The 18,191-nt window shown below is 43.9% G+C and carries 16 protein-coding genes; 8 read left to right on the top strand and 8 right to left on the bottom strand.

Translation table 11 applies throughout. The annotated features are described in order from the left end of the window. Positions 1 to 39: 39 nt before the first annotated feature. The gene (locus tag P7F88_RS10325; RefSeq protein WP_277824336.1) at positions 40 to 1,443 is read right to left on the bottom strand and encodes an alkaline phosphatase; all 1,404 of its coding nucleotides are present in this window, start codon (positions 1,441 to 1,443) and stop codon (positions 40 to 42) included. A gap of 524 nt (positions 1,444 to 1,967) precedes the next feature. Between P7F88_RS10325 and P7F88_RS10320 the strand changes: the two genes are divergently transcribed. Then, positions 1,968 to 3,443, top strand: a complete 1,476-nt coding sequence (locus P7F88_RS10320; RefSeq protein WP_422127821.1) for an AGE family epimerase/isomerase — start codon at positions 1,968 to 1,970, stop codon at positions 3,441 to 3,443. Between the two features lie 59 nt (positions 3,444 to 3,502). Here the strand turns inward: P7F88_RS10320 and P7F88_RS10315 are convergent, their stop codons facing one another. After that, positions 3,503 to 4,501, bottom strand: coding sequence for a zinc-binding alcohol dehydrogenase family protein (locus P7F88_RS10315; protein WP_277824332.1), 999 nt, complete (start codon positions 4,499 to 4,501; stop codon positions 3,503 to 3,505). A gap of 106 nt (positions 4,502 to 4,607) precedes the next feature. Between P7F88_RS10315 and P7F88_RS10310 the strand changes: the two genes are divergently transcribed. After that, positions 4,608 to 5,519: a LysR family transcriptional regulator gene (locus P7F88_RS10310; protein WP_277824330.1), complete on the top strand. Its 912-nt coding sequence runs from the start codon at positions 4,608 to 4,610 to the stop codon at positions 5,517 to 5,519. Positions 5,520 to 5,648: 129 nt separating this feature from the next. Further along, a complete protein-coding gene (locus P7F88_RS10305; RefSeq protein ID WP_277824328.1) occupies positions 5,649 to 6,677 on the top strand; it encodes a B12-binding domain-containing radical SAM protein in 1,029 nt (342 codons plus the stop codon). Here the strand turns inward: P7F88_RS10305 and P7F88_RS10300 are convergent. The 3 genes from P7F88_RS10300 to P7F88_RS10290 all read right to left on the bottom strand — a co-directional run bounded on the left by P7F88_RS10300 (position 6,674) and on the right by P7F88_RS10290 (position 8,869). Then, positions 6,674 to 7,603: a LysR family transcriptional regulator gene (locus tag P7F88_RS10300; RefSeq protein ID WP_277824326.1), complete on the bottom strand. Its 930-nt coding sequence runs from the start codon at positions 7,601 to 7,603 to the stop codon at positions 6,674 to 6,676. The genes P7F88_RS10305 and P7F88_RS10300 overlap by 4 nt on opposite strands. A 96-nt stretch (positions 7,604 to 7,699) precedes the next feature. After that, complete coding sequence (locus tag P7F88_RS10295; protein WP_277824324.1) at positions 7,700 to 7,990, bottom strand: putative quinol monooxygenase; 291 nt, start codon at positions 7,988 to 7,990, stop codon at positions 7,700 to 7,702. A 147-nt stretch (positions 7,991 to 8,137) separates the two neighbouring features. Next, entirely contained in the window at positions 8,138 to 8,869 is a 732-nt protein-coding gene (locus P7F88_RS10290) for a GntR family transcriptional regulator (protein ID WP_277824322.1), read from the bottom strand. A gap of 309 nt (positions 8,870 to 9,178) precedes the next feature. On the opposite strand from P7F88_RS10290, the gene P7F88_RS10285 reads away from it, so the two are divergent. The 3 genes from P7F88_RS10285 to P7F88_RS10275 all read left to right on the top strand — a co-directional run bounded on the left by P7F88_RS10285 (position 9,179) and on the right by P7F88_RS10275 (position 12,929). Then, entirely contained in the window at positions 9,179 to 10,765 is a 1,587-nt protein-coding gene (locus P7F88_RS10285; protein ID WP_277824320.1) for a PTS transporter subunit EIIC, read from the top strand. 89 nt (positions 10,766 to 10,854) lie between these two features. Continuing rightward, positions 10,855 to 12,180: a 6-phospho-alpha-glucosidase gene (locus P7F88_RS10280; RefSeq protein WP_277824318.1), complete on the top strand. Its 1,326-nt coding sequence runs from the start codon at positions 10,855 to 10,857 to the stop codon at positions 12,178 to 12,180. A gap of 197 nt (positions 12,181 to 12,377) precedes the next feature. Then, positions 12,378 to 12,929, top strand: a complete 552-nt coding sequence (locus tag P7F88_RS10275; protein ID WP_277824316.1) for a DUF899 family protein — start codon at positions 12,378 to 12,380, stop codon at positions 12,927 to 12,929. Between the two features lie 55 nt (positions 12,930 to 12,984). Here the strand turns inward: P7F88_RS10275 and P7F88_RS10270 are convergent, their stop codons facing one another. Then, a complete protein-coding gene (locus P7F88_RS10270; protein ID WP_277824314.1) occupies positions 12,985 to 14,688 on the bottom strand; it encodes a hypothetical protein in 1,704 nt (567 codons plus the stop codon). Between the two features lie 18 nt (positions 14,689 to 14,706). Continuing rightward, complete coding sequence (locus tag P7F88_RS10265) at positions 14,707 to 15,186, bottom strand: nuclear transport factor 2 family protein (RefSeq protein WP_277824312.1); 480 nt, start codon at positions 15,184 to 15,186, stop codon at positions 14,707 to 14,709. Positions 15,187 to 15,306: 120 nt separating this feature from the next. Here P7F88_RS10265 and P7F88_RS10260 point away from each other — a divergent pair, with 120 nt between their 5' ends. Then, positions 15,307 to 15,717 (top strand): winged helix-turn-helix transcriptional regulator, encoded by a 411-nt coding sequence (locus tag P7F88_RS10260; RefSeq protein ID WP_277824310.1) that lies wholly within the window; start codon positions 15,307 to 15,309, stop codon positions 15,715 to 15,717. Between the two features lie 30 nt (positions 15,718 to 15,747). Here P7F88_RS10260 and P7F88_RS10255 read toward each other — a convergent pair whose 3' ends face one another. Further along, positions 15,748 to 17,511, bottom strand: coding sequence for a glycerophosphodiester phosphodiesterase (locus P7F88_RS10255; protein ID WP_277824308.1), 1,764 nt, complete (start codon positions 17,509 to 17,511; stop codon positions 15,748 to 15,750). A gap of 278 nt (positions 17,512 to 17,789) precedes the next feature. Here P7F88_RS10255 and P7F88_RS10250 point away from each other — a divergent pair, with 278 nt between their 5' ends. Beyond that, positions 17,790 to 18,188 carry a hypothetical protein gene (locus tag P7F88_RS10250; protein WP_277824306.1) on the top strand — a complete coding sequence of 133 codons (399 nt, stop codon included), beginning with the start codon at positions 17,790 to 17,792 and terminating at the stop codon, positions 18,186 to 18,188. The last annotated feature ends 3 nt before the right edge of the window (positions 18,189 to 18,191 follow it).

Below are 18,191 nucleotides of genomic sequence, written 5' to 3'. Positions count from 1 at the left end.
GTTAAACCCTCTGCCCGGAAGGAAGTTTATTAGTTGCAATTACAGGCCAATTTTAACGTCCATCAGATTAGCGAGTTTCTTAGCAACGTCAGTGTTATCGCTGAAACCACCGAAATCAGTAGAAGCAACACCGATTGCAGATACCGGTACCTGAACCGCAGTGTGTGCGTAAGAAGTCCAGTAAACGCCTGCGCGCTTAGATGCAACGTGAGCAACAGCCATCGCTACTGGGTCATAACCACCCCATGCTTTTTTGGTATCTTTGTTGCCAGCATCTACGAAGTCCATTGCTTTTTCGATAGAAGCTTTTTCTTCTGCAGTAAGGTCGTTCATACCAAACTTGCTTGCGATGTGAGCATAAAATGCCTGACGGTCACCTTTAAGCTTCTTCTTGTAAACATTCTCAAGACCGTCATCGATTGACTCTTTGAAGTCAGCCACTTTGTCCAGGTTCATAAAGTACTGTTTGCCAAGGCCAAGACCCATACCGCCCGTTTCGTGATCACCCACTACTACGATTAGCGTTTCATCTTTGTGCTTGTTGTAGAACTCCACGGCTACTTTAACCGCATCATCAAATGCGATTGTGTCATGGATGTTGCCAGCAACATCGTTCGCGTGGCCTGCGTGGTCAATACGACCACCTTCAACCATCATGAAGAAGCCTTCTTTATCTTTAGAAAGAAGCTCAATACCTTTTTCTGTCATCTCAGCCAGAGAAGGAACGTTAATGTTCGCATTGATGCGGTCAACTTCGTAAGGCATGTGAGATTTTGTAAATGCAGCAAAAACTTTATCCCCAGATTTAGGAGCGTAATCCATAAATGACACAGTAGAGTCTTTACCGATAAATGTTTTGTAGCCTTCGCCTTCAAACTCTTTTACCAGGTTACGATCATCTTTACGCTTTGAACCTTCACCAGAAATAAAGTGACGGTAGCCGCCGCCTGCAAAAAAATCGACTTTAGAGTCAACAAAATCAGCTGCGATTTCGTTCTCGTTGTTGCGGTTTTCGTTGCTCGCTGCGAATACGGCTGGCGTTGCGTGAGTCAGACGAGTAGAAGAGACAAGGCCTGTCGACCAGCCTTTTTTCTCTGCGCCTTCAACCAGTGTTGTTAGCTTTTTACCATCCGGAGTTTGAGAAATAACACCATTATCAGTCTTAACGCCAGTCGCAAGCGATGTACCTGCCGCGGCAGAATCAGTAACAAGAGAGCTTGAAGACTGAGTAGTAATAATGCCTGCTGTTGGCAGAGAGTTAATAGTCAGGTGGTAGTTGGCATCGTTCTTCTGATCCTGAACATAGTATTCAGCGATCTGGCGCTGAGCAGAACTCAGACCATCACCAATCATAAAGAAGACATATTTAGGTGCTTCAGCCGCGTGAGTTGCTGCACTTAGCATAATAGAAGATGCGATAAGTGCCTTATTAAAGTTAGACATAACATTCCTTGATTTTTAGTTATTACTTAAAAAGCAGGAAATTTATATTCTTAAAATGTTTCAATTTTATTTATTTAAAATAACCAGATAATAGTGGACTTATTTCTTGATTAATATCAAAAATACGACTTATTGAAATGCACATGTAATCACAGTGAAATAAACATTCAATTCCCAAACAATTACAACAATTTACAATACATTATAAAGAAAGATCTAATTAAGCAGATACTTGTATGCACATACCAAAACATCATTTACACTAAAAACAGGCAATTAATAACCACTAATTTTTGTACGCGCTTTTATATTTCATAAATTAAATCATAGATTTTATTTATGAAATACAGACAACTCAAACAGGTAACTAAAAATAATTCTTATTTAGCTTTATTTAAAAAATCAGAAATCACTAAATTTTAACTATGCGATGTATTTGGCGAAATGCGTAATGGATAACGAATATATTCAAAAAAACAAATTAATACATTAGATAAGTAATGAACAAGAAAACACTTCCTATAATCACCGCTAGCACCTTAGCCCTGCTTTTCTCTGCAAATGGATCTGCAACTGAACAAAATCATTCCTTACCTTCCGGTCAAAAATGGTTAGACCATGTAGAACAAGGCTTAATGCCCTACTGGATGATGGATTCTGCACAGGGAAAACCGATGGGTAACTTTCCTACCTTCAGATGCGATGATGGCACTGTGCTTGATGTCGCTGATGTTTGCCCGGAGCTTAACGCCGGTTGGATAGCGCCGAATTTTGGACGCGAATACACTCGAATGAAGTCACGTCAGACCTATGCCTATAGCGTTATCTATCACCTAACTGGGAGTAAGCAAGCGCTGGAACTGGCGCAAAAAGGCGCTTACTACCTAATTGATAATCTTCAGGACAAAGAGCACGGCGGATTTATCTCTTTCACCGAACGAGGTAAACCCGGATTAGAATGGCAACAGCGCACATCACAAGATCAAGCGTATGCACTTGTTGGTTTGGCTATGTATTACTACCTAACCCGCGACGCAAAAGTTGAAAGAGCTTTAGTCGATCAACAAGCGTTTATATTCGACAAGTATCGGCTTGCTGATGGAGAAGGGTTAGCTTGGATACTAAAAGATGGTGATGGCCAGAGTGCAAAACAGCGCGAACTGGTAGCGCAATTAGATCAGATAAATGCTTATCTACTGTTAGTTGCCCCACTTCTGCCAGAACCAACGAAGAGCAAATGGCTTACTGACCTTAACTGGCTAACAGAACAGATGCTCACCCACTATCATTCCGATGAAGAAACTCGTTTTTACGGCTCGGTACACCACAAAGCAATGATGATGCAGGACGCAAAACACAATGACTTCGGCCACACAATTAAAGCTTACTGGATGACGTTGCTGACATCACAAGTGGTCGATAACAGCCAATGGCAGAAGTTTGCAATTGATGGCATCGAAACCACGCTTTCCAGAGCAAGTTACCAGGTAGAGTTTTCGCAGGTTGCGGACTACTTTGGCGACGATCTGAAGAAAGAGTGGCAGGGAGAAAAAGTATCTAGTTGGATGAGCCGTCCGTACAACCAATGGATCTCTTCCTGGGAATGGGCAGAACTTGATCAGGCTGCAATAACGCTTTCACTGATTGATGGCTCTCAAACCGACAAACTGCGGAACACCTTACCTACTTACATGGATGTCTGGGTTGATCATCAATATGGTGGTGTTGGCCTTGGTCCAAAATCAACCAAAGCGTTTCATTGGGGCAATGGGTATCATCAGTTCGAACACGCTCTTATTGGCTATCTGTTTGCCAGCCAGTATGAAGGTAAGCCTGCTACGTTGTACTACGCATTAGACAAGCCTTATTCAGAAGTCCTTCAGCCTTATTATTTCAAAGCCAGGCTTATGGATATTGAACCTGTTCAGCTAAAAAAAGGAGTCAGCGGGCAGAAGGTTCAGTTCACAAACATTTCTCCTCTGAAAGATAACCAGAGATAGTTGCTTGCGATGCAAAAGCTTCAATGTAGGCGGCAAATGCCGCCTACTGTTTATAAGGACTAAAAGCCTTCCAGAACAATTTTGCCTTTCGCTTTTTGAGACTCCAGCAAACCATGAGCTCGTTTTAGGTTTTCTGCATTGATCTTGCCGAATCGTTCACCGACTGTGGTTTGAAGCAACACTTCATCGATCATCCCGGCGACAGCAGCTAATATTTTGTGCTGCTCAATGATATCTGCTGTTTCAAACAGAGAGCGGGTATACATAAACTCCCAGTGCAGCGAGATACTCTTCTGCTTAAGCGGAAGAATGTTAAACTCTTGCGGATCATCGATCAGGCCAAACTTACCTTGAGGTTTGATGACCTTCACCACTTCTTCCATATGCTGTTCTGTTCCGTTTAAGCTTACAACGTAATCCACACAACTCTCTTCACCCAGCTCTTCGCTCAGAGGGTTTCTGTGGTTTATCACCTGATCCGCTCCCAGTTTCTTCAGCCACTCTGCTGTTTCTGGCCTGGAAGCTGTCCCAATCACTTTTAGCTTGGTTAATCGCTTCACGAGCTGAACCATAATCGATCCCACACCACCAGCTGCGCCGATGATCAAGATACTCTTTGGCTCAGTCGCATCCACTTCCAAACGGTCAAACAACATTTCCCATGCAGTAAGCGTTGTTAAAGGTAGCGCTGCGGCTTCGGCGTCAGACAGTGTTTCAGGCGCTTTACTTACAATTCGTTGGTCAACCAATTGAAACTCTGCATTGGTACCCGATCGCGTTAAGTCACCTGCATACCAGACACGGTCACCGGGCTTAAATAGCGAACATTCATCACCAACTTGCTCAACAGTACCAACTGCATCCCAACCAAGTACCTTGTATTCACCTTCAGCTGGCTCTGCTCTCATTCTTACCTTGGTGTCTACAGGGTTTACAGAAATGGCACCAACCTTTACAAGTAGGTCTTTTCCTGACGCTACAGGTTTAGGTAACTCAATATCCTGTAATGATTCAGGATCGTTAATAGGTAATGCACGCTGGTAACCGATAGCTTTCATGATTGACTCCGAATAGTGATAGGGAACTACAGGAACTGATATTAATTGAGGATTATTTTTTGAAAAACTACTACTATTGAAAAACACTTTTAACCATTTTTTGAAAATGAAATCATTACAAGATATTCAGGTTTTTATAGAGACAGCGAGAGCAAACAGCTTTTCTGAAGCAGCCCGTAATTTAGGCCAGACTCCAGCAGCTATCAGCAAAGCTATCCAAAGGCTTGAGTCTGAACTCGGTTTTAGTTTATTTATCCGTTCAACTCGCAGGCTAAGGCTTTCCAAGCAAGGCGAGCAATATTTGCCTTACTGTATTAGTGCGCTAGACCAATTGCAGGAAGGGCTAACCAGCATCGATAACAGAAAACAGTCGCTATCAGGCTTGTTAAAAATATCGATGCCCTCGGATACAGGGAGGGTGATCTTGATACCCTTGCTGGATGAGTTTTTGGATATGCACCCCAATCTAAGTGTTCAGGTACACCTCTCTGATAGTTATGCCGATATCTATAGCCACTCCATTGATATAGCACTCCGTTTTGGCGAACCGTCAGACTCTTCACTTATCGCGATGCCCGTTGCCAAAGGAAACCGCCGAATTCTTTGTGCGTCGGACTCATACATTCAGAGCCATCCGGCCATCGATTCTCCAGATCAGCTTACTGAGCACAATTGCCTCTGTTTTTCTGTACATGAAGGGCTGTTATCAAAGTGGAACTTTACTCATCAGCTAACCGGGGAGACAAAAAAAGTAACGGTAGACGGCAACCGTAAGGCAAGTGATGGAAATGTGGTTCGCCAATGGGCGATAAACGGTAGAGGTGTTGCCTATAAGTCATTAATTGATATAGCAGAGGATCTTAGGAGCGGAGCGTTGATCGAGGTTTGTGCAGAGTGGCGAGGTGAGAACGCCCCTCTCTATATGGTATTTGCAAACCGTAGTCAGTATAGTCCTGCTGTCCGGCAGCTAAGGGAATTTTTGCAATCCCGTTTAGATAAGTACCTTGAGTATATATAGTCAGCCTGAGGGCACTAGAGTGTATTCTCAAAAAATGTTTGATAATAATTCAAACGTACCCGCGTTTTTCACCGCGCTAAGTTAACGTAATATCTCCCCCAATAGCTCACAACTTATTGGACTCGTTTAATGGCTCTTCCTAATTTTCAGCAAGGTCCTATCCGCCCACCTTCAGAAGCAAATAGTTTATTGACTCGCACCACTCAGGGCTGCCCTTGGAATAAATGTAATTTTTGTACTCTATTTGAGGGCATGTCATTTTCTGTTCGCCCTGTCGAAGAGATTAAAAACGATATCTGGGCTGCTAAATCTTTTTATAAAAGCCGTCAGTTTGAAACCTGCTTTCTTCAGGACGGAGATTCGTTCGCGATGGATACAGAAGATCTTTTGGACGTACTGAAAACCCTCAAAGAAGCGTTTCCAGAGTTAAAGCAGATAAGCTCTTATGGCCGGGCTCAATCTATGACAAAAAAGTCTCCGGAAGAGATGAAGGCAATATGCGATGCTGGATTGAACATGCTTTACTGTGGGATGGAATCTGGCTCTCTTGATGTTCTGAAAAAAATGAAGAAAGGCATCACTCCGAAATCAATCTTAAAATCTGCGGAATACGCCAAACAGGCTGGAATGAAGATGATGACCTTTATCATTATTGGTTTAGGCGGAAAAGAGCTTTCGGACTCGCATGTCACTGAGACAGCGCAGCTGCTTAACCAAATAAATCCAGATGAGATTAGGGTCCTTTCTCTCGCCGTTAAGCCTGGCACAGAGCTTGATCAAATGGTTCAAGATGGCAACTTTACTCCGCTAACCGAATTAGAAATGGTTCAGGAGCAAAGAAAGCTTATCAGTATGCTGAACGAGGTTAATGGAAGCTACGGTAACTTCCATTCTATAAACCTGTTAATGGAATTAAATGGCTCACTTCCACAAGATAAAGAGTACTTCCTGAACACAATCGATCGCTTTCTTTCAATGAGTTCAAATCAACAAAACAATTTTATGCTGGGAAGACGCATTAATTACTACACCAAACTAGATGATATGAGTAACCAACTGTTTTTCGATTCAGTTCAACACGAGCTGACGCGTTTCACAGAAAGCTCACCAGGCAAGCTTGATGAGCTATTTTATCAACTGCGTCAGCGTATGATTTAAATAGCTTCGCCAACAATCCCCTTCTCAGACAACCGGGTCAGAATCTCACTGGCCTTTTGTCTGAACAAATCTCTAAGTTGCCTAACTCCCGGAGTAATAGACTGCTTACTTGGGCAGATTAGCCATAGCTCCGTCGGCGTGGGCTTAAACTCCGGCATCACATTCACAACTTTCCCAGAGAGAAGTTCTGAAGACATATCCAGGCAAGATTTTATTGTTACCCCTTGGCCTGCAACACACCATCGCTTTACGAGGTCACCATCATTCGAAGCTCTATTGCCTTTGAGCTTCACTTTGTGCTCTTTTGTTCCGTTTGAAAACTTCCAGCTATCCTGCAAGGTATCATGTAGCTGATAAAGTAAGGCATTATGTGAAACCAAATCGTCAGGGTGTTTTGGCTCACCATTTTGCTCTAGATACTCTTTGGTCGCACATAACAGGCGCGGGACATCACAAATCTTAAAACCATACATGTTTGAGTCATTGGGAGAGCCATAGCGCAATGCCATATCGATTGAATCACGATAAAAATCGATATTGCTGTCGCTGATATTGCTTCTAAGAGTGACGTTAGGATTGGCATCCATAAACTCGTCCAGCCACGGCGTTACCAGATTGCGCCCCAGGTCGGATGAGAGCGATATACGAATTTCTCCATCCAGAGTATCCTGCTCTTCTTTAATATTCTGTTTGGCGAGATCAAGCATCAGTAAGGCCTTTTCGCACTCAGGAAGATACCTTTCTCCAGCAGCCGATAATCTGAGCTGACGAGTCGTACGAATAAACAACTCTGAGCCGAGCGCTGCTTCAACTCTTTTTACAGCAGCACTAGCTGTTGCAGTTCTCATATCCAGTGCAGTAGCAGCGGCTGTGATGCTGCGAAACTCTGCAACCTTTAATACAACCTGTAAATCTTCTAAAAGCATCTTCTGCTCCCGTTTTGTATACGCACAAAAGGCCGACTATTGAAATAGTCAGCCTTTTTGAACCAATCCTCTGGTAATCAATACCATCTGATCGAATTAACCGATTTGAGTCATCTCGTTAAGAGTAAACACTTCAACCGCGCCTTCTGTAGCTTCCACATATTCTTTCAAGTGTTGGTTACCCATATGTGCCTGCCAAAGTTCACGTGATTCCCAGTTCTCGTAAAACAAGAAGTGTTTAGGATTCTCATTATCCTGATGCAGATCGTAGTTGATGCAACCTTCTTCCGCGCGAGTAATGTCAATAAGCTTAAGTAGCTCAGCCTTTACCAGTTCAATTTTGTCTTCTTTAGCGATGATGTTAGCAACGATTGTTAGTTTAGCCATTGTAGTGTCCTCTGATTCAATAGAGCGATGTGTGTCAACGAGAGTAATCATAGCTCGATATAACCACGCCAAAAACAGCCAAATCTTAGAATCTTTATCAAAAAATATTTGATAATTACGCTAACTCTATCAAACCTCTGTAAGCTATTACCTATCACTACTTAACGTAAAGGTGTAATACTCCTGATTGTAATAGATGCTTGAAACTTCAAATGGAATATTGTCGTCCAGGTAGGCAGTAGATGAAGCGTTTAACACTGGCTCGTCCCGTTTTAGTCCTAAATGCGTTCTTACTTCCTGTGATGGAAGTTCGGCTCGTATCTGTTTTTGGCTGCCCATCACTTTGAATCCGTGCTGCTCAACATAGAGGTACTTGGAACCATTAAGATCATCTTCTGAGAGATCTTTAAACGGCTCGTAGAGCATATGGGTGCTTTCGTATACAAATGGAATATCACCAATCAGGCGAAGACGAGTCATTAGCCATACCGCAGTGCCTACTTCTACCTTTAAAGCCTCAGCTACCTTTTCATTAGCTACGTCCTTAGACAAGTGAAGTAGCTTGTTTTGAATAGGCGCATTAAGAAACTCAGCCACTTCACTGGATGTCAGATGTTTATCTAGTGGAAGAGACATTTTAAACTCAGCCTTAGGCTCGGAAACGAACGTCCCTCTGCCGCGCTGCCTTTCTACAACACCTTGCCTGACAAGATAGTCGACCGCTTTACGAATCGTCATCCTTGAAACGCCGTATAAAGCCGTCATCTCAGGCTCTGATGGCAATGCATCTCCCGGTTGCAGTTCACCGTTACTGATTTTCTCTGTTAATAGCTGCTCTATCTGAAGATAGATGGGAATTGGAGAGTGCTTGTCTATCATGGTTAGTTCTAAGTTTATTAGCCGCTGAGTTTTACCATACTACCCTGAAGGGGTTATCTAGACAACTCTACAACCTGTAACTTTTTTCTTCTTTGATCATAAAATTCAGAAATCGACTAAATAACTAATTATCAATCAGTTAGGTTGAACACGGCGATTTTTTTAAATTTTTTACTCTAATACATAACGTGATGACAATCACATCAACAAACTAGTTGTATAGACAACTATACAGAATGAGCGTTTAATGCACCCATAAATAGAACATCACAAACTAAATTTTCAAATTACACATGGAGTATCTTTGTTATGAAGAATTTTGGGTCTAAGTTGCAGGACTTAGGAAAAGCACTGATGATGCCGATTTCGGTAATCGCTGCTGCAGGTATTTTCCTTGGTTTGGCCGCCGCTCTTCAAAACCCGAACATTACTGGTCAAGGTTTCAACCAGCTAGAAATTGTTCAGCTAATTCTTGGTTTCATTCGTAAAGTTTCTGGTTCCCTTTTCGGTAACCTACCCCTATTTTTTGCTGTTGCTGCTGCCATCGGTATGGCGAAAGACGAAAAGCCAACTGCGGCATTTGCTGCTATCGTGGGCTTTATCGCAATGCACGTTGGTGTTAACTACAGCTTGCTAGCTCAGGGCCTTACCCCGGCAACCACTTCTGTCGATTATCTTGTAGGTCAGGGTATGGATCGTACATCTGCAATGATGTACGCCGCTGAGTTTGGTCGCACTCTGGGTATCTTTACCTATCACATGAGTGTTTTGGGTGGTGTAATTGCTGGTCTTATTGCCGCATACCTGCACAACCGCTTCTACACAATCACTCTGCCAACAGCGATCAACTACTTTGGCGGCCGTCGTTTCGTGCCGATCATTACTGTTATCGTTCTTCCGCTTGTAGGTGTATTCCTGTCGTTCATCTGGCCAACTATTGGTGCTGCTATCGCTAGCATCGGTCAATTTATCGGTGAAGCAGGCAGCTTTGGTACATTCCTGTTCGCATTCACTGAACGCCTTCTTATTCCTACTGGTCTTCACCACATCCTGAACGAAACTGTTCGCTTTACCCCAATCGGTGGCGTGGCAACCGTTGATGGCGAAAGCATTGTTGGTGCATTAAGTATCTTCAACACATGGCTGGCAGACCCAAGCTCTATGAGCCTTGATACTGTGCGTGAAGCTTCTCGCTTCCTTGCTCAGGGTAAGATTCCGGTAATGATGTTTGCACTTCCTGGTGCTGCACTAGCAATGTACCACTGTGCACGTCCTGAACATAAAACTCGCGTTAAAGCGCTAGTACTAGCGGGTGCTCTGGCTTCATTCACAACAGGTATTACTGAGCCACTAGAATTCAGCTTTATCTTTGTTTCACCGATTCTGTACGTATTCCATGCAGTGATGACTGGTATGTCGTTTGCACTGGCGCAGATCTTCGGCGTAATCATCGGTAACGTTCAGGGTGGTGTAATTGACTTCCTGGTATTCGGTGTTCTTGGTGGTACTCAAACAGCATGGTGGTATGAACTCGTCCTTGGTGCTTGCTACTTCCCGCTGTACTACTTCGTATTCCGCACTGTGATTCTGAAGATGAACGTGAAGACTCCAGGCCGTGAAGATGAATCTGAGACAGTCACTATCAATGCCATGCCTGCTTCTGAGAAAGCAAAAGAGATCATCGAAGGTCTTGGCGGTGCAGACAACATCCAACTTGTAGATAACTGCTTTACTCGCCTTCGCGTAAAAGTACTGGATATAAACAAGATTAAGGACGATTCACTAATGGCAACGGGGGCCTCTGGTATCAAACGTGCAACCGACGTTGATGTGCAGGTTATCTATGGTCCTCAGGTAGAAGCTATTGCCAATGACGTGAAACGAGCTCTGGCTTAATACGGACTCTTATTTCCCCCTACTCTGTTAAATATTTGACCCCGGCTATTCCGGGGTCCGCAATCAAATTTGTTAAGTGAGATGTAATCATGACTAAAGCTTTTAATATCGTATTGGTTGGCGGTGGTTCAACCTGGACTCCTGGCCTGCTTAAAGCGCTTTGTAAGCGTAAGGAATCTTTCCCTCTTAAGCGCCTGGTAATGTTTGATGTAAACGCTGGCCGTCAGGAAGTGATCGGTGAGTACGCTAAACTGCTTTTCTCTGAAGAGTACCCAGAACTGGAATTCGAATATACAACGGACAAAGACGTTGCATATAAAGATATGGATTTCGTTCTTTGCCAGATGCGTACTGGTGGTTATGAGATGCGTGAGAAAGATGAGAAGGTTCCTCTGGCTCACGGTGTAATCGGTCAGGAAACGTGTGGTCCTGGTGGCTTCGCATACGGTATGCGTTCTATCGGTGACATGGTAGAGATGGTTGAAGATGTACGTGCTCGCGCTCCACAAGCATGGATCCTTAACTACACTAACCCGGCTGCAATCGTGGCAGATGCACTTAAGAAACGTTTCCCTCAGGATGAGCGTATTCTTAACATCTGTGACCAGCCAGTGAACCTACTTCGTTCATACGGTCGTCTTCTGGATGTAAACCCTGATGAGTTCGATCCAGTATACTTCGGCCTAAACCACTTCGGTTGGTTCACTCATCTGTACAACCAGGAAGGCGAAGATCTTGCACCTAAGCTAAAAGCATATATCGCTGAAAACGGCTTCATGCCAGTTGATGCTGAGCAGCGCGATCAGTCCTGGTTAGACACATACGCAGCCGTTGCTGACATGCTTCGTGACTTCCCGGATTACCTGCCAAACACGTACCTTCAGTACTACCTGTACCCAGAGTACAAACTTTCTAAGCTTGATCCTGAGTACACTCGTGCAAACGAAGTTATGGATGGCCGTGAGAAGCGTGTATTTGACGAGTGTCGTCAGGCAGTTATCGATGGTACAACTCAGAACTCTACAGTTGTACACAACGATGCACACGGCGACATGATTGTTGAGGTGGCAGAGTCTATCGCATTTAACCAGAAGCGTAAGTTTGTTGTTATCCTTGAAAACAACGGCCTTGTAGCCAACCTTGATGACGATGTTATGGTTGAGGTAACTGCTGAGCTAGGCTTCAACGGCCCTCGCCCATACGGTGTTGGTAAGATCCCAACCTTCTACAAAGGCATGATCGAGCAGCAGTTTGCTTACGAGCGTCTAACTGTAGAAGCATGGTTTGAAGGTTCTTATACCAAAGCACTTCAGGCGCTAACGCTTAACCGCACTGTGGTTGATGCGAAAAAAGCTCGTAAAGTCCTTGATGCACTTATCGAAGCAAACAAAGGTTACTGGCCAGAACTTAAGTAATCTTATAAACGACTAATTCAAACTCGATTTTTTGCCTCACTCCTTGGAGTGAGGCTTTTTTGTTCTGATTTCACGGTCAAAGAAGCTCACTCAGATTCTTCACCACATAATCTTTACGCCAACGCTGGCAATCATCACCATACTGACTAGGCTTATTTCATCTGATCCGTTAATCAACAGACGTGAGGGTAGTCATTATGGCAAACTCAGAAGTTCAGGAACTCGAACAACAAATTTACGAGCTAAACAAAAAGCTTGTCGATCTACGTAAACACAACCCCGACAGAGAAGAAGTTCGAAATTATAGCTTCAACGCTCTCAATGGTGACGTGTCTCTACTTGAGCTATTTGATAACAGGGACAAGCTTCTGGTTATCCACAATATGGGGCAAGGTTGCCGATACTGCACACTTTGGGCTGATGGGTTTAACGGCTTTATCCCTCATTTAGAGTCCACCATGTCTGTTGTTTTAGTATCAAAAGATACCCCAGAGATACAGCGACAGTTTGCGAACTCAAGAGGATGGCGTTTCAATATGGCTTCTCATGAAGGTGGGGAGTACATAAAAGAGCAATCTGTACTTCAGGGAGAAAACAACATGCCCGGTGCCGTTGTGTATGAGAAAGAAGGTGATCGGATATACAGGAGAAGCTCATGTATATTTGGTCCGGGAGACCTCTATTGCTCTATGTGGAGCTTGCTCGGATTAGCAGGTATGAGCTCCTGCCGATTGGACGCCTCAATATAACTATTGGAAGCGTCCTGCCAGGATGGATGACGGTGGAGAGAACTTACCTGAGTAACTAGTTACGACTGGCATACACGTTGGTCAGAAACGCACCTACACCATTAATGGCTACATCATAATTGTATGTTTTCAGGTCTTCCGAATCGACTGTACCATCATTGTCATCATCGTCTCGATTGATGATCTCACTAATACGGGAACCAGTGTCATCATAACTGGTTAGCTGGTAGCGGCTGCTATCCTCAGAACCGTCAGCATCGTCATCGTCATAGCGGGTATATTCTCCTTGAAACCCAAGGCTCGGTGTATGGAATACGTAACGGCGGGTGCTACTGAGAGTGACACCATCCTGATAGACTTTTTGAAGACTGTCTGTTGTCTCCCCCTCCTCATTTAAAGAGTAGGTTTCCTGAGAACGATAGTTGACGATATTGTCACCATCGTAATCATTCCAGTAGCTATATTCAGTCTGGTGGCCGCTATCGTTATACACGTTTACTTGTAACGATTCGGATTCTAAATCATCCCCACTTGTGTAAGTTGCATCGCTTGAGCTAAGAACATCGTTATTGCTATTGTAGGTTTTTATTTCGAGATCATAGTAGTCATAGGTATCGTCTGCATCGATATCTTTGTCTGTTCTCTTTTCAGTGACTAATCCTGCAGAGTTATATGTGTAGGTAATAAGCTCTTGCGAATCAAGAACATCTTCGTCGTCGTATTCGAGTTCATGGATGGTTTTTACTGTACCGTCATTGTTATACGTGTGGGTTTGTATGACAGTATCACCATTAGAGCGATCCTGGGTTTCGACTTCTAACCACCCCTTTGAGTTATAGTCATAGTGTTCCGTACTTGCCGAATCAGGTGCCCCATCTCCGTTATAGTCGTAATAGGAAGTTTTCGATTCAACCTGACCTAACAGATTAAAAACGTAGGTATACCCTCTTTCAAATGTACGGCTTCCAGAAGAGTTGTATTTGGGATAACGCAATGCCAGCAATCGTCCCATATCATCGTACTCGTAGACATACTCATTCGTCACAATATCTTGATCATCAGCAACAGACACCTGTTCTTTGTAGCCTTTGGCTGAATAGAAATATGTGGAGGACTGATCTACCGTACTGTCATTGCCAGTATCGGTTACCAGGGTATCCAGTTGATAGTACGTCATCTCTTGTTCAGCGATATCATACAGATAAGCAATAGATACCATGGGCGTCACTGACCTGGTCGTAGATAGCTCATTAGCTAACTCAATGAGTGTTTCCTCATAAAAAATATCTGGAGAAACGTTTAAATCGATATCTGTGGTCACAAGGCTTTGCCCGGAGTACGACGAAACATCTATGCCATTATCTAAAACGCCGTCGTTGTCGAGGTTGGCCAATAATTGAATCAGATTAGCCAATTCCTGAAAGCTTTCGAATCCTTGGCCATCAAAGAATGCTGTGCCCAGGTCTTGTTCATTATCCGGGAAATCAGCTAATACTAAACCCTGGCTCGCATCGAATTCTGCAAGCTCTTTTCCCAGTAAAGAAATAACAACAGTTTCTCCTTCGATATACTGGTAATCACCGTTTGACAGTGTTCCCGATTGAGTTTCCGTTGCGTACTCTAACCCCGTAATACTCAGGTTGAGCAGTTGGTTTGTTTGTGACTCTTGATCAGTGGTGCCTGTTTCATCTGTATCATTTGGCATACAGGCTGCTAATAACAACGATAACAACACTGATGCAATAACAATTGGATTCATGGTTGTTTTTCGCTCTTATTAAAAAATACTATTCGAGTTTTTTCTCTGTCCACCAGTGAGCAGAGAGTACAAACGCATTGAGAAGCTAATACCTTCAACTGAATCCCAGTGCTCAACTAACTTGCCTTGATCTAGACGCCAGGTGTCGATGATGTTCATCCCTTGAGACTCGTCACCTCGGTGCTTTGCTTTTAAAGTAGCGTGAGAGTGCAAAATCACGTGTTCCCCATCAACAAAAATATGCTTCACGTCGTAGCTAAATTCAGGGGAGGTCTTAACTAAAGCGCTAACCGTTTTCACGACCCCTTCGATACCATCCGGAATCGTTCGGTTGTGTTGTGTATAGGTTTGTCCTGAAAATCGGTTAAGAATCTCGTCAAAGTTATGGTCGTTCATGATCAGCTGTACAAACTTCACAACTGCTTTCGCATTACTCTGATCTGCTTCACTCCAGTGTGGCTTGCTGAGAGATTCGAAATTAATAATTGGTCTTTCCATGTCATTTTCCTAATCAGCCAGAAGATACTCATTAATATAACTTGCAAATTGCAAGTTAATATATTTGCTTGCAGTATGCAAGTTAAATACAATGAGGAACGCTGTTTCGAAAGGAAAACTATGATGCCGAAACGATCTAACTGCCCAATTTCAAATGTTCTCGATCTTGTAGGTGATAAGTGGAGCTTGCTTATCCTGAGGGATTTAACGTTTTTTGGTAAATGTACCTACTCTGAACTCCAGACTTCCGATGAGAAAATGGCGACAAACATTCTCTCCAACCGATTGGAACGTTTAGAACTAGATGGCTTGATCAGCAAAGAACCGGACAAAAGGGATAAACGACGCAAGGTTTATCGGCTCACTCAGGCGGGGCTAGATATGATGCCGATCATGTTAGAAATGATGATTTGGAGTAGTACTTATGAGCCAGTGACTAATACCCACCCTGAGGTAGTAGAAAGAGCTAAAAATGACAGGGAGAATTTGATTAAGGATTTGCTGGCGATGATGAAAGATCGGGAGGTATAGACCAAAAGCTATCTGGTTATCACTCTCGCCTTACAACGACATCCAATGACGCAAAGTTAGCAGCGCTCGATCAGCAAAGTTCATGGTTTTGATATTGGCTTTTACTTCTTTGGCTAGCGCAGGCTCGTCAGTGATAATGCTGTCGACTCCAAGCAGGTATAGTCGTTCCATGTTAGCCGCGCTGTTAATGGTCCACACTAGCACTTCTTGCTGACGCTGCTGAATCTCGATAATTCTCCATGGATTGAGCCACTGTTCGCTGACCATGAGCATGTCGACATCGCGCTCTAGCTCCGACTCGCCAAAGCTAGCCGCGTATATGAGCGCAAAGCGCAGCATGGGCGGCCTAATTGCGCCCATTTGGGCCATCACGTTCGCCAGCAACTCACTATCTAAGCTCGACAGCACCATCGCCTGGGAGTAATTTTGCAGCAACTGTGAGATTGCATCAGCCAGCTCAAAGCTTTTGTTATAACGTTTGAGCTCTATGTTAAACTCAATCTGGTCGGCATAGTTATCTAATAGGTCGGAGAGCAATGGTGGCGGCAGATGCTTTTGCGCTAAGTAGGCTTCCTTAACCTGTGCATAAGTAGCATTTTCAACCACTAGCGGGTCACCAATCATACGCCCCAGATCGCGATCGTGGAACACTACAATCTGTTTATCTTTGGTCAGCTGTACATCAATTTCGGCGCTTCGAACGCCTAGCTCAATCGCATATTTTATGCCCGCTTCACTGTTTTCAGCGCGCGCAAATCCGCCAGCTCGGTGTGCGGTTACATACCCAAAGCCATCAGTTTGCAGGCGAGTAACAAAGTCACGCACGTCGCTATAGCCAGCATGACCAGCCAGGGAGCTCACCACCACGATTGCTATCGTCATGATCGCCGGATAGCGTGTTTGCTGGTTCAGCCCTGCTCGTCGCTGAGTTTGATTGACCAGCTTTAGTTGTTTAGTTCGCAAGCGCAGTATATAAAACTGACAACTGGCGTAGATAAATCGGTCAACAAAGCTAACCCCAAGTGACACCGCAAACAGCAAAAGCCCCGATGCCATTAACCATGGATAGCGTTCAGGATCAGAAGTGGCCCATAATAGTGCGGGTTCCAGGGCAATAAAGAAGCTCGCCAACAAGATGGCCGCAACCATAATTCGAAGAAAAAGCCACGCGACATGACCAATCACGATGTGCCAATAAATACTGTGACTTAACCGGCGCGCCTGCTGAAACAGAGACCATTGTGAACAGTTTTGGAACAAGCTCAATGGCAACGCCAGCCACCAATTCGCCCAGTAACGTAGCACCAGCAGCACCACGGGTAGTGTGACGAGTACCAGCAGACCAACAGCCCACCATAAAGAGCTTGTTTGATTAGTTAAATAATAATTGATGTCCCAGTCATTAAGCATCATGCCAAATATCCAGCGCCCCACCCACACAATACTGACCAGCAATAAACTGATCCCGACCGACTGCGCCAGAACCACTTTAAACATTCGCCATGTGCGCTGGATTATCAGGCCTACGGTATCGAATATGGAGCGTTTACCGAGTTCGTGCTGTGCTAGCAAAATTGAAATGGTCGAGTGCTCGACAAAAAATATAAAACTGAGCTGGCTGACAAACCAAATACTCAGCAAAAATCCGACCGGAGACAAAAAGAAAGACAGCAACTCCTGATTAGCAATTGCCGTTACCCCATAGACACTCATTAACTTTGAGGTCACCCAAATATCTAATGGAATAAACAAGGTGATTAACGTAGCGCGCACCACCAGATAACTGGCGAGCATCTGCCAACCACTAGCTTTGAGACGGTGCCACATAAAGTAAAAGATATGGCGACTACGATGAAGAAACGCGCTTAACACTACAGGGTCATAAAGATTTAAAAGAGTGAGGCGCTATAGTAGCACCAGGTGATTGTTACTTCTATCCACGTGTTACCTATTTCAATTGAACACTAAGTTCGATTGAATTCACTTGAAATACTCCAATACCGCAATATAAGCACATACCAAAGAGGCACTACTTAAAACCTTAAACGAATTAAGCACAAAGGAAGAAAAACATGAAAAAGTTAGCTATCGCACTGGTCATCGCAACATCTAGCATCTGGTCTGCTGCTACTCAGGCATCAGTTATGCTTCCAATCAAGCACACTATCCAGTATTTCATTACTGATTCGAACTTCAACATGAGTGAGTTTGAAGAGTTCACAACTGAGAACGGCGAAACTTTCAATATTCACGCTTCTATGGATGAACCAAACCGCGTATTGGTTATGGATACTTCATGGTCACCATTGCCAGAACTAACAAGCTCTATGAGCGAAAAAAAGGGTCGTACTGCTGGCCTTGAATATGCTAAATCTCAAGGTGTTGAAGTTAAGTTGACTGACGCCGATTACCACTACCACAACGGTGCCTACGGTTACTCGTTTACTGTGAACGCAGTTTCTACAAACTAGTAC

The organism is Vibrio hannami (genome assembly GCF_029589055.1).
Classification (GTDB): domain Bacteria; phylum Pseudomonadota; class Gammaproteobacteria; order Enterobacterales; family Vibrionaceae; genus Vibrio; species Vibrio hannami.
Note: the sequence above shows the minus strand (reverse complement) of the source record. Positions and strands in the feature narration are given on the sequence as shown.

Coding starts and splice junctions, on each gene's coding strand:
- P7F88_RS10325 (WP_277824336.1), bottom strand. CDS start 1,443: ATGTCTAACTTTAATAAGGCACTTATCGCATCTTCTATTATGCTAAGT.
- P7F88_RS10315 (WP_277824332.1), bottom strand. CDS start 4,501: ATGAAAGCTATCGGTTACCAGCGTGCATTACCTATTAACGATCCTGAA.
- P7F88_RS10310 (WP_277824330.1), top strand. CDS start 4,608: ATGAAATCATTACAAGATATTCAGGTTTTTATAGAGACAGCGAGAGCA.
- P7F88_RS10305 (WP_277824328.1), top strand. CDS start 5,649: ATGGCTCTTCCTAATTTTCAGCAAGGTCCTATCCGCCCACCTTCAGAA.
- P7F88_RS10300 (WP_277824326.1), bottom strand. CDS start 7,603: ATGCTTTTAGAAGATTTACAGGTTGTATTAAAGGTTGCAGAGTTTCGC.
- P7F88_RS10295 (WP_277824324.1), bottom strand. CDS start 7,990: ATGGCTAAACTAACAATCGTTGCTAACATCATCGCTAAAGAAGACAAA.
- P7F88_RS10290 (WP_277824322.1), bottom strand. CDS start 8,869: ATGATAGACAAGCACTCTCCAATTCCCATCTATCTTCAGATAGAGCAG.
- P7F88_RS10285 (WP_277824320.1), top strand. CDS start 9,179: ATGAAGAATTTTGGGTCTAAGTTGCAGGACTTAGGAAAAGCACTGATG.
- P7F88_RS10280 (WP_277824318.1), top strand. CDS start 10,855: ATGACTAAAGCTTTTAATATCGTATTGGTTGGCGGTGGTTCAACCTGG.
- P7F88_RS10275 (WP_277824316.1), top strand. CDS start 12,378: ATGGCAAACTCAGAAGTTCAGGAACTCGAACAACAAATTTACGAGCTA.
- P7F88_RS10270 (WP_277824314.1), bottom strand. CDS start 14,688: ATGAATCCAATTGTTATTGCATCAGTGTTGTTATCGTTGTTATTAGCA.
- P7F88_RS10265 (WP_277824312.1), bottom strand. CDS start 15,186: ATGGAAAGACCAATTATTAATTTCGAATCTCTCAGCAAGCCACACTGG.
- P7F88_RS10260 (WP_277824310.1), top strand. CDS start 15,307: ATGATGCCGAAACGATCTAACTGCCCAATTTCAAATGTTCTCGATCTT.
- P7F88_RS10255 (WP_277824308.1), bottom strand. CDS start 17,511: ATGCTCGCCAGTTATCTGGTGGTGCGCGCTACGTTAATCACCTTGTTT.
- P7F88_RS10250 (WP_277824306.1), top strand. CDS start 17,790: ATGAAAAAGTTAGCTATCGCACTGGTCATCGCAACATCTAGCATCTGG.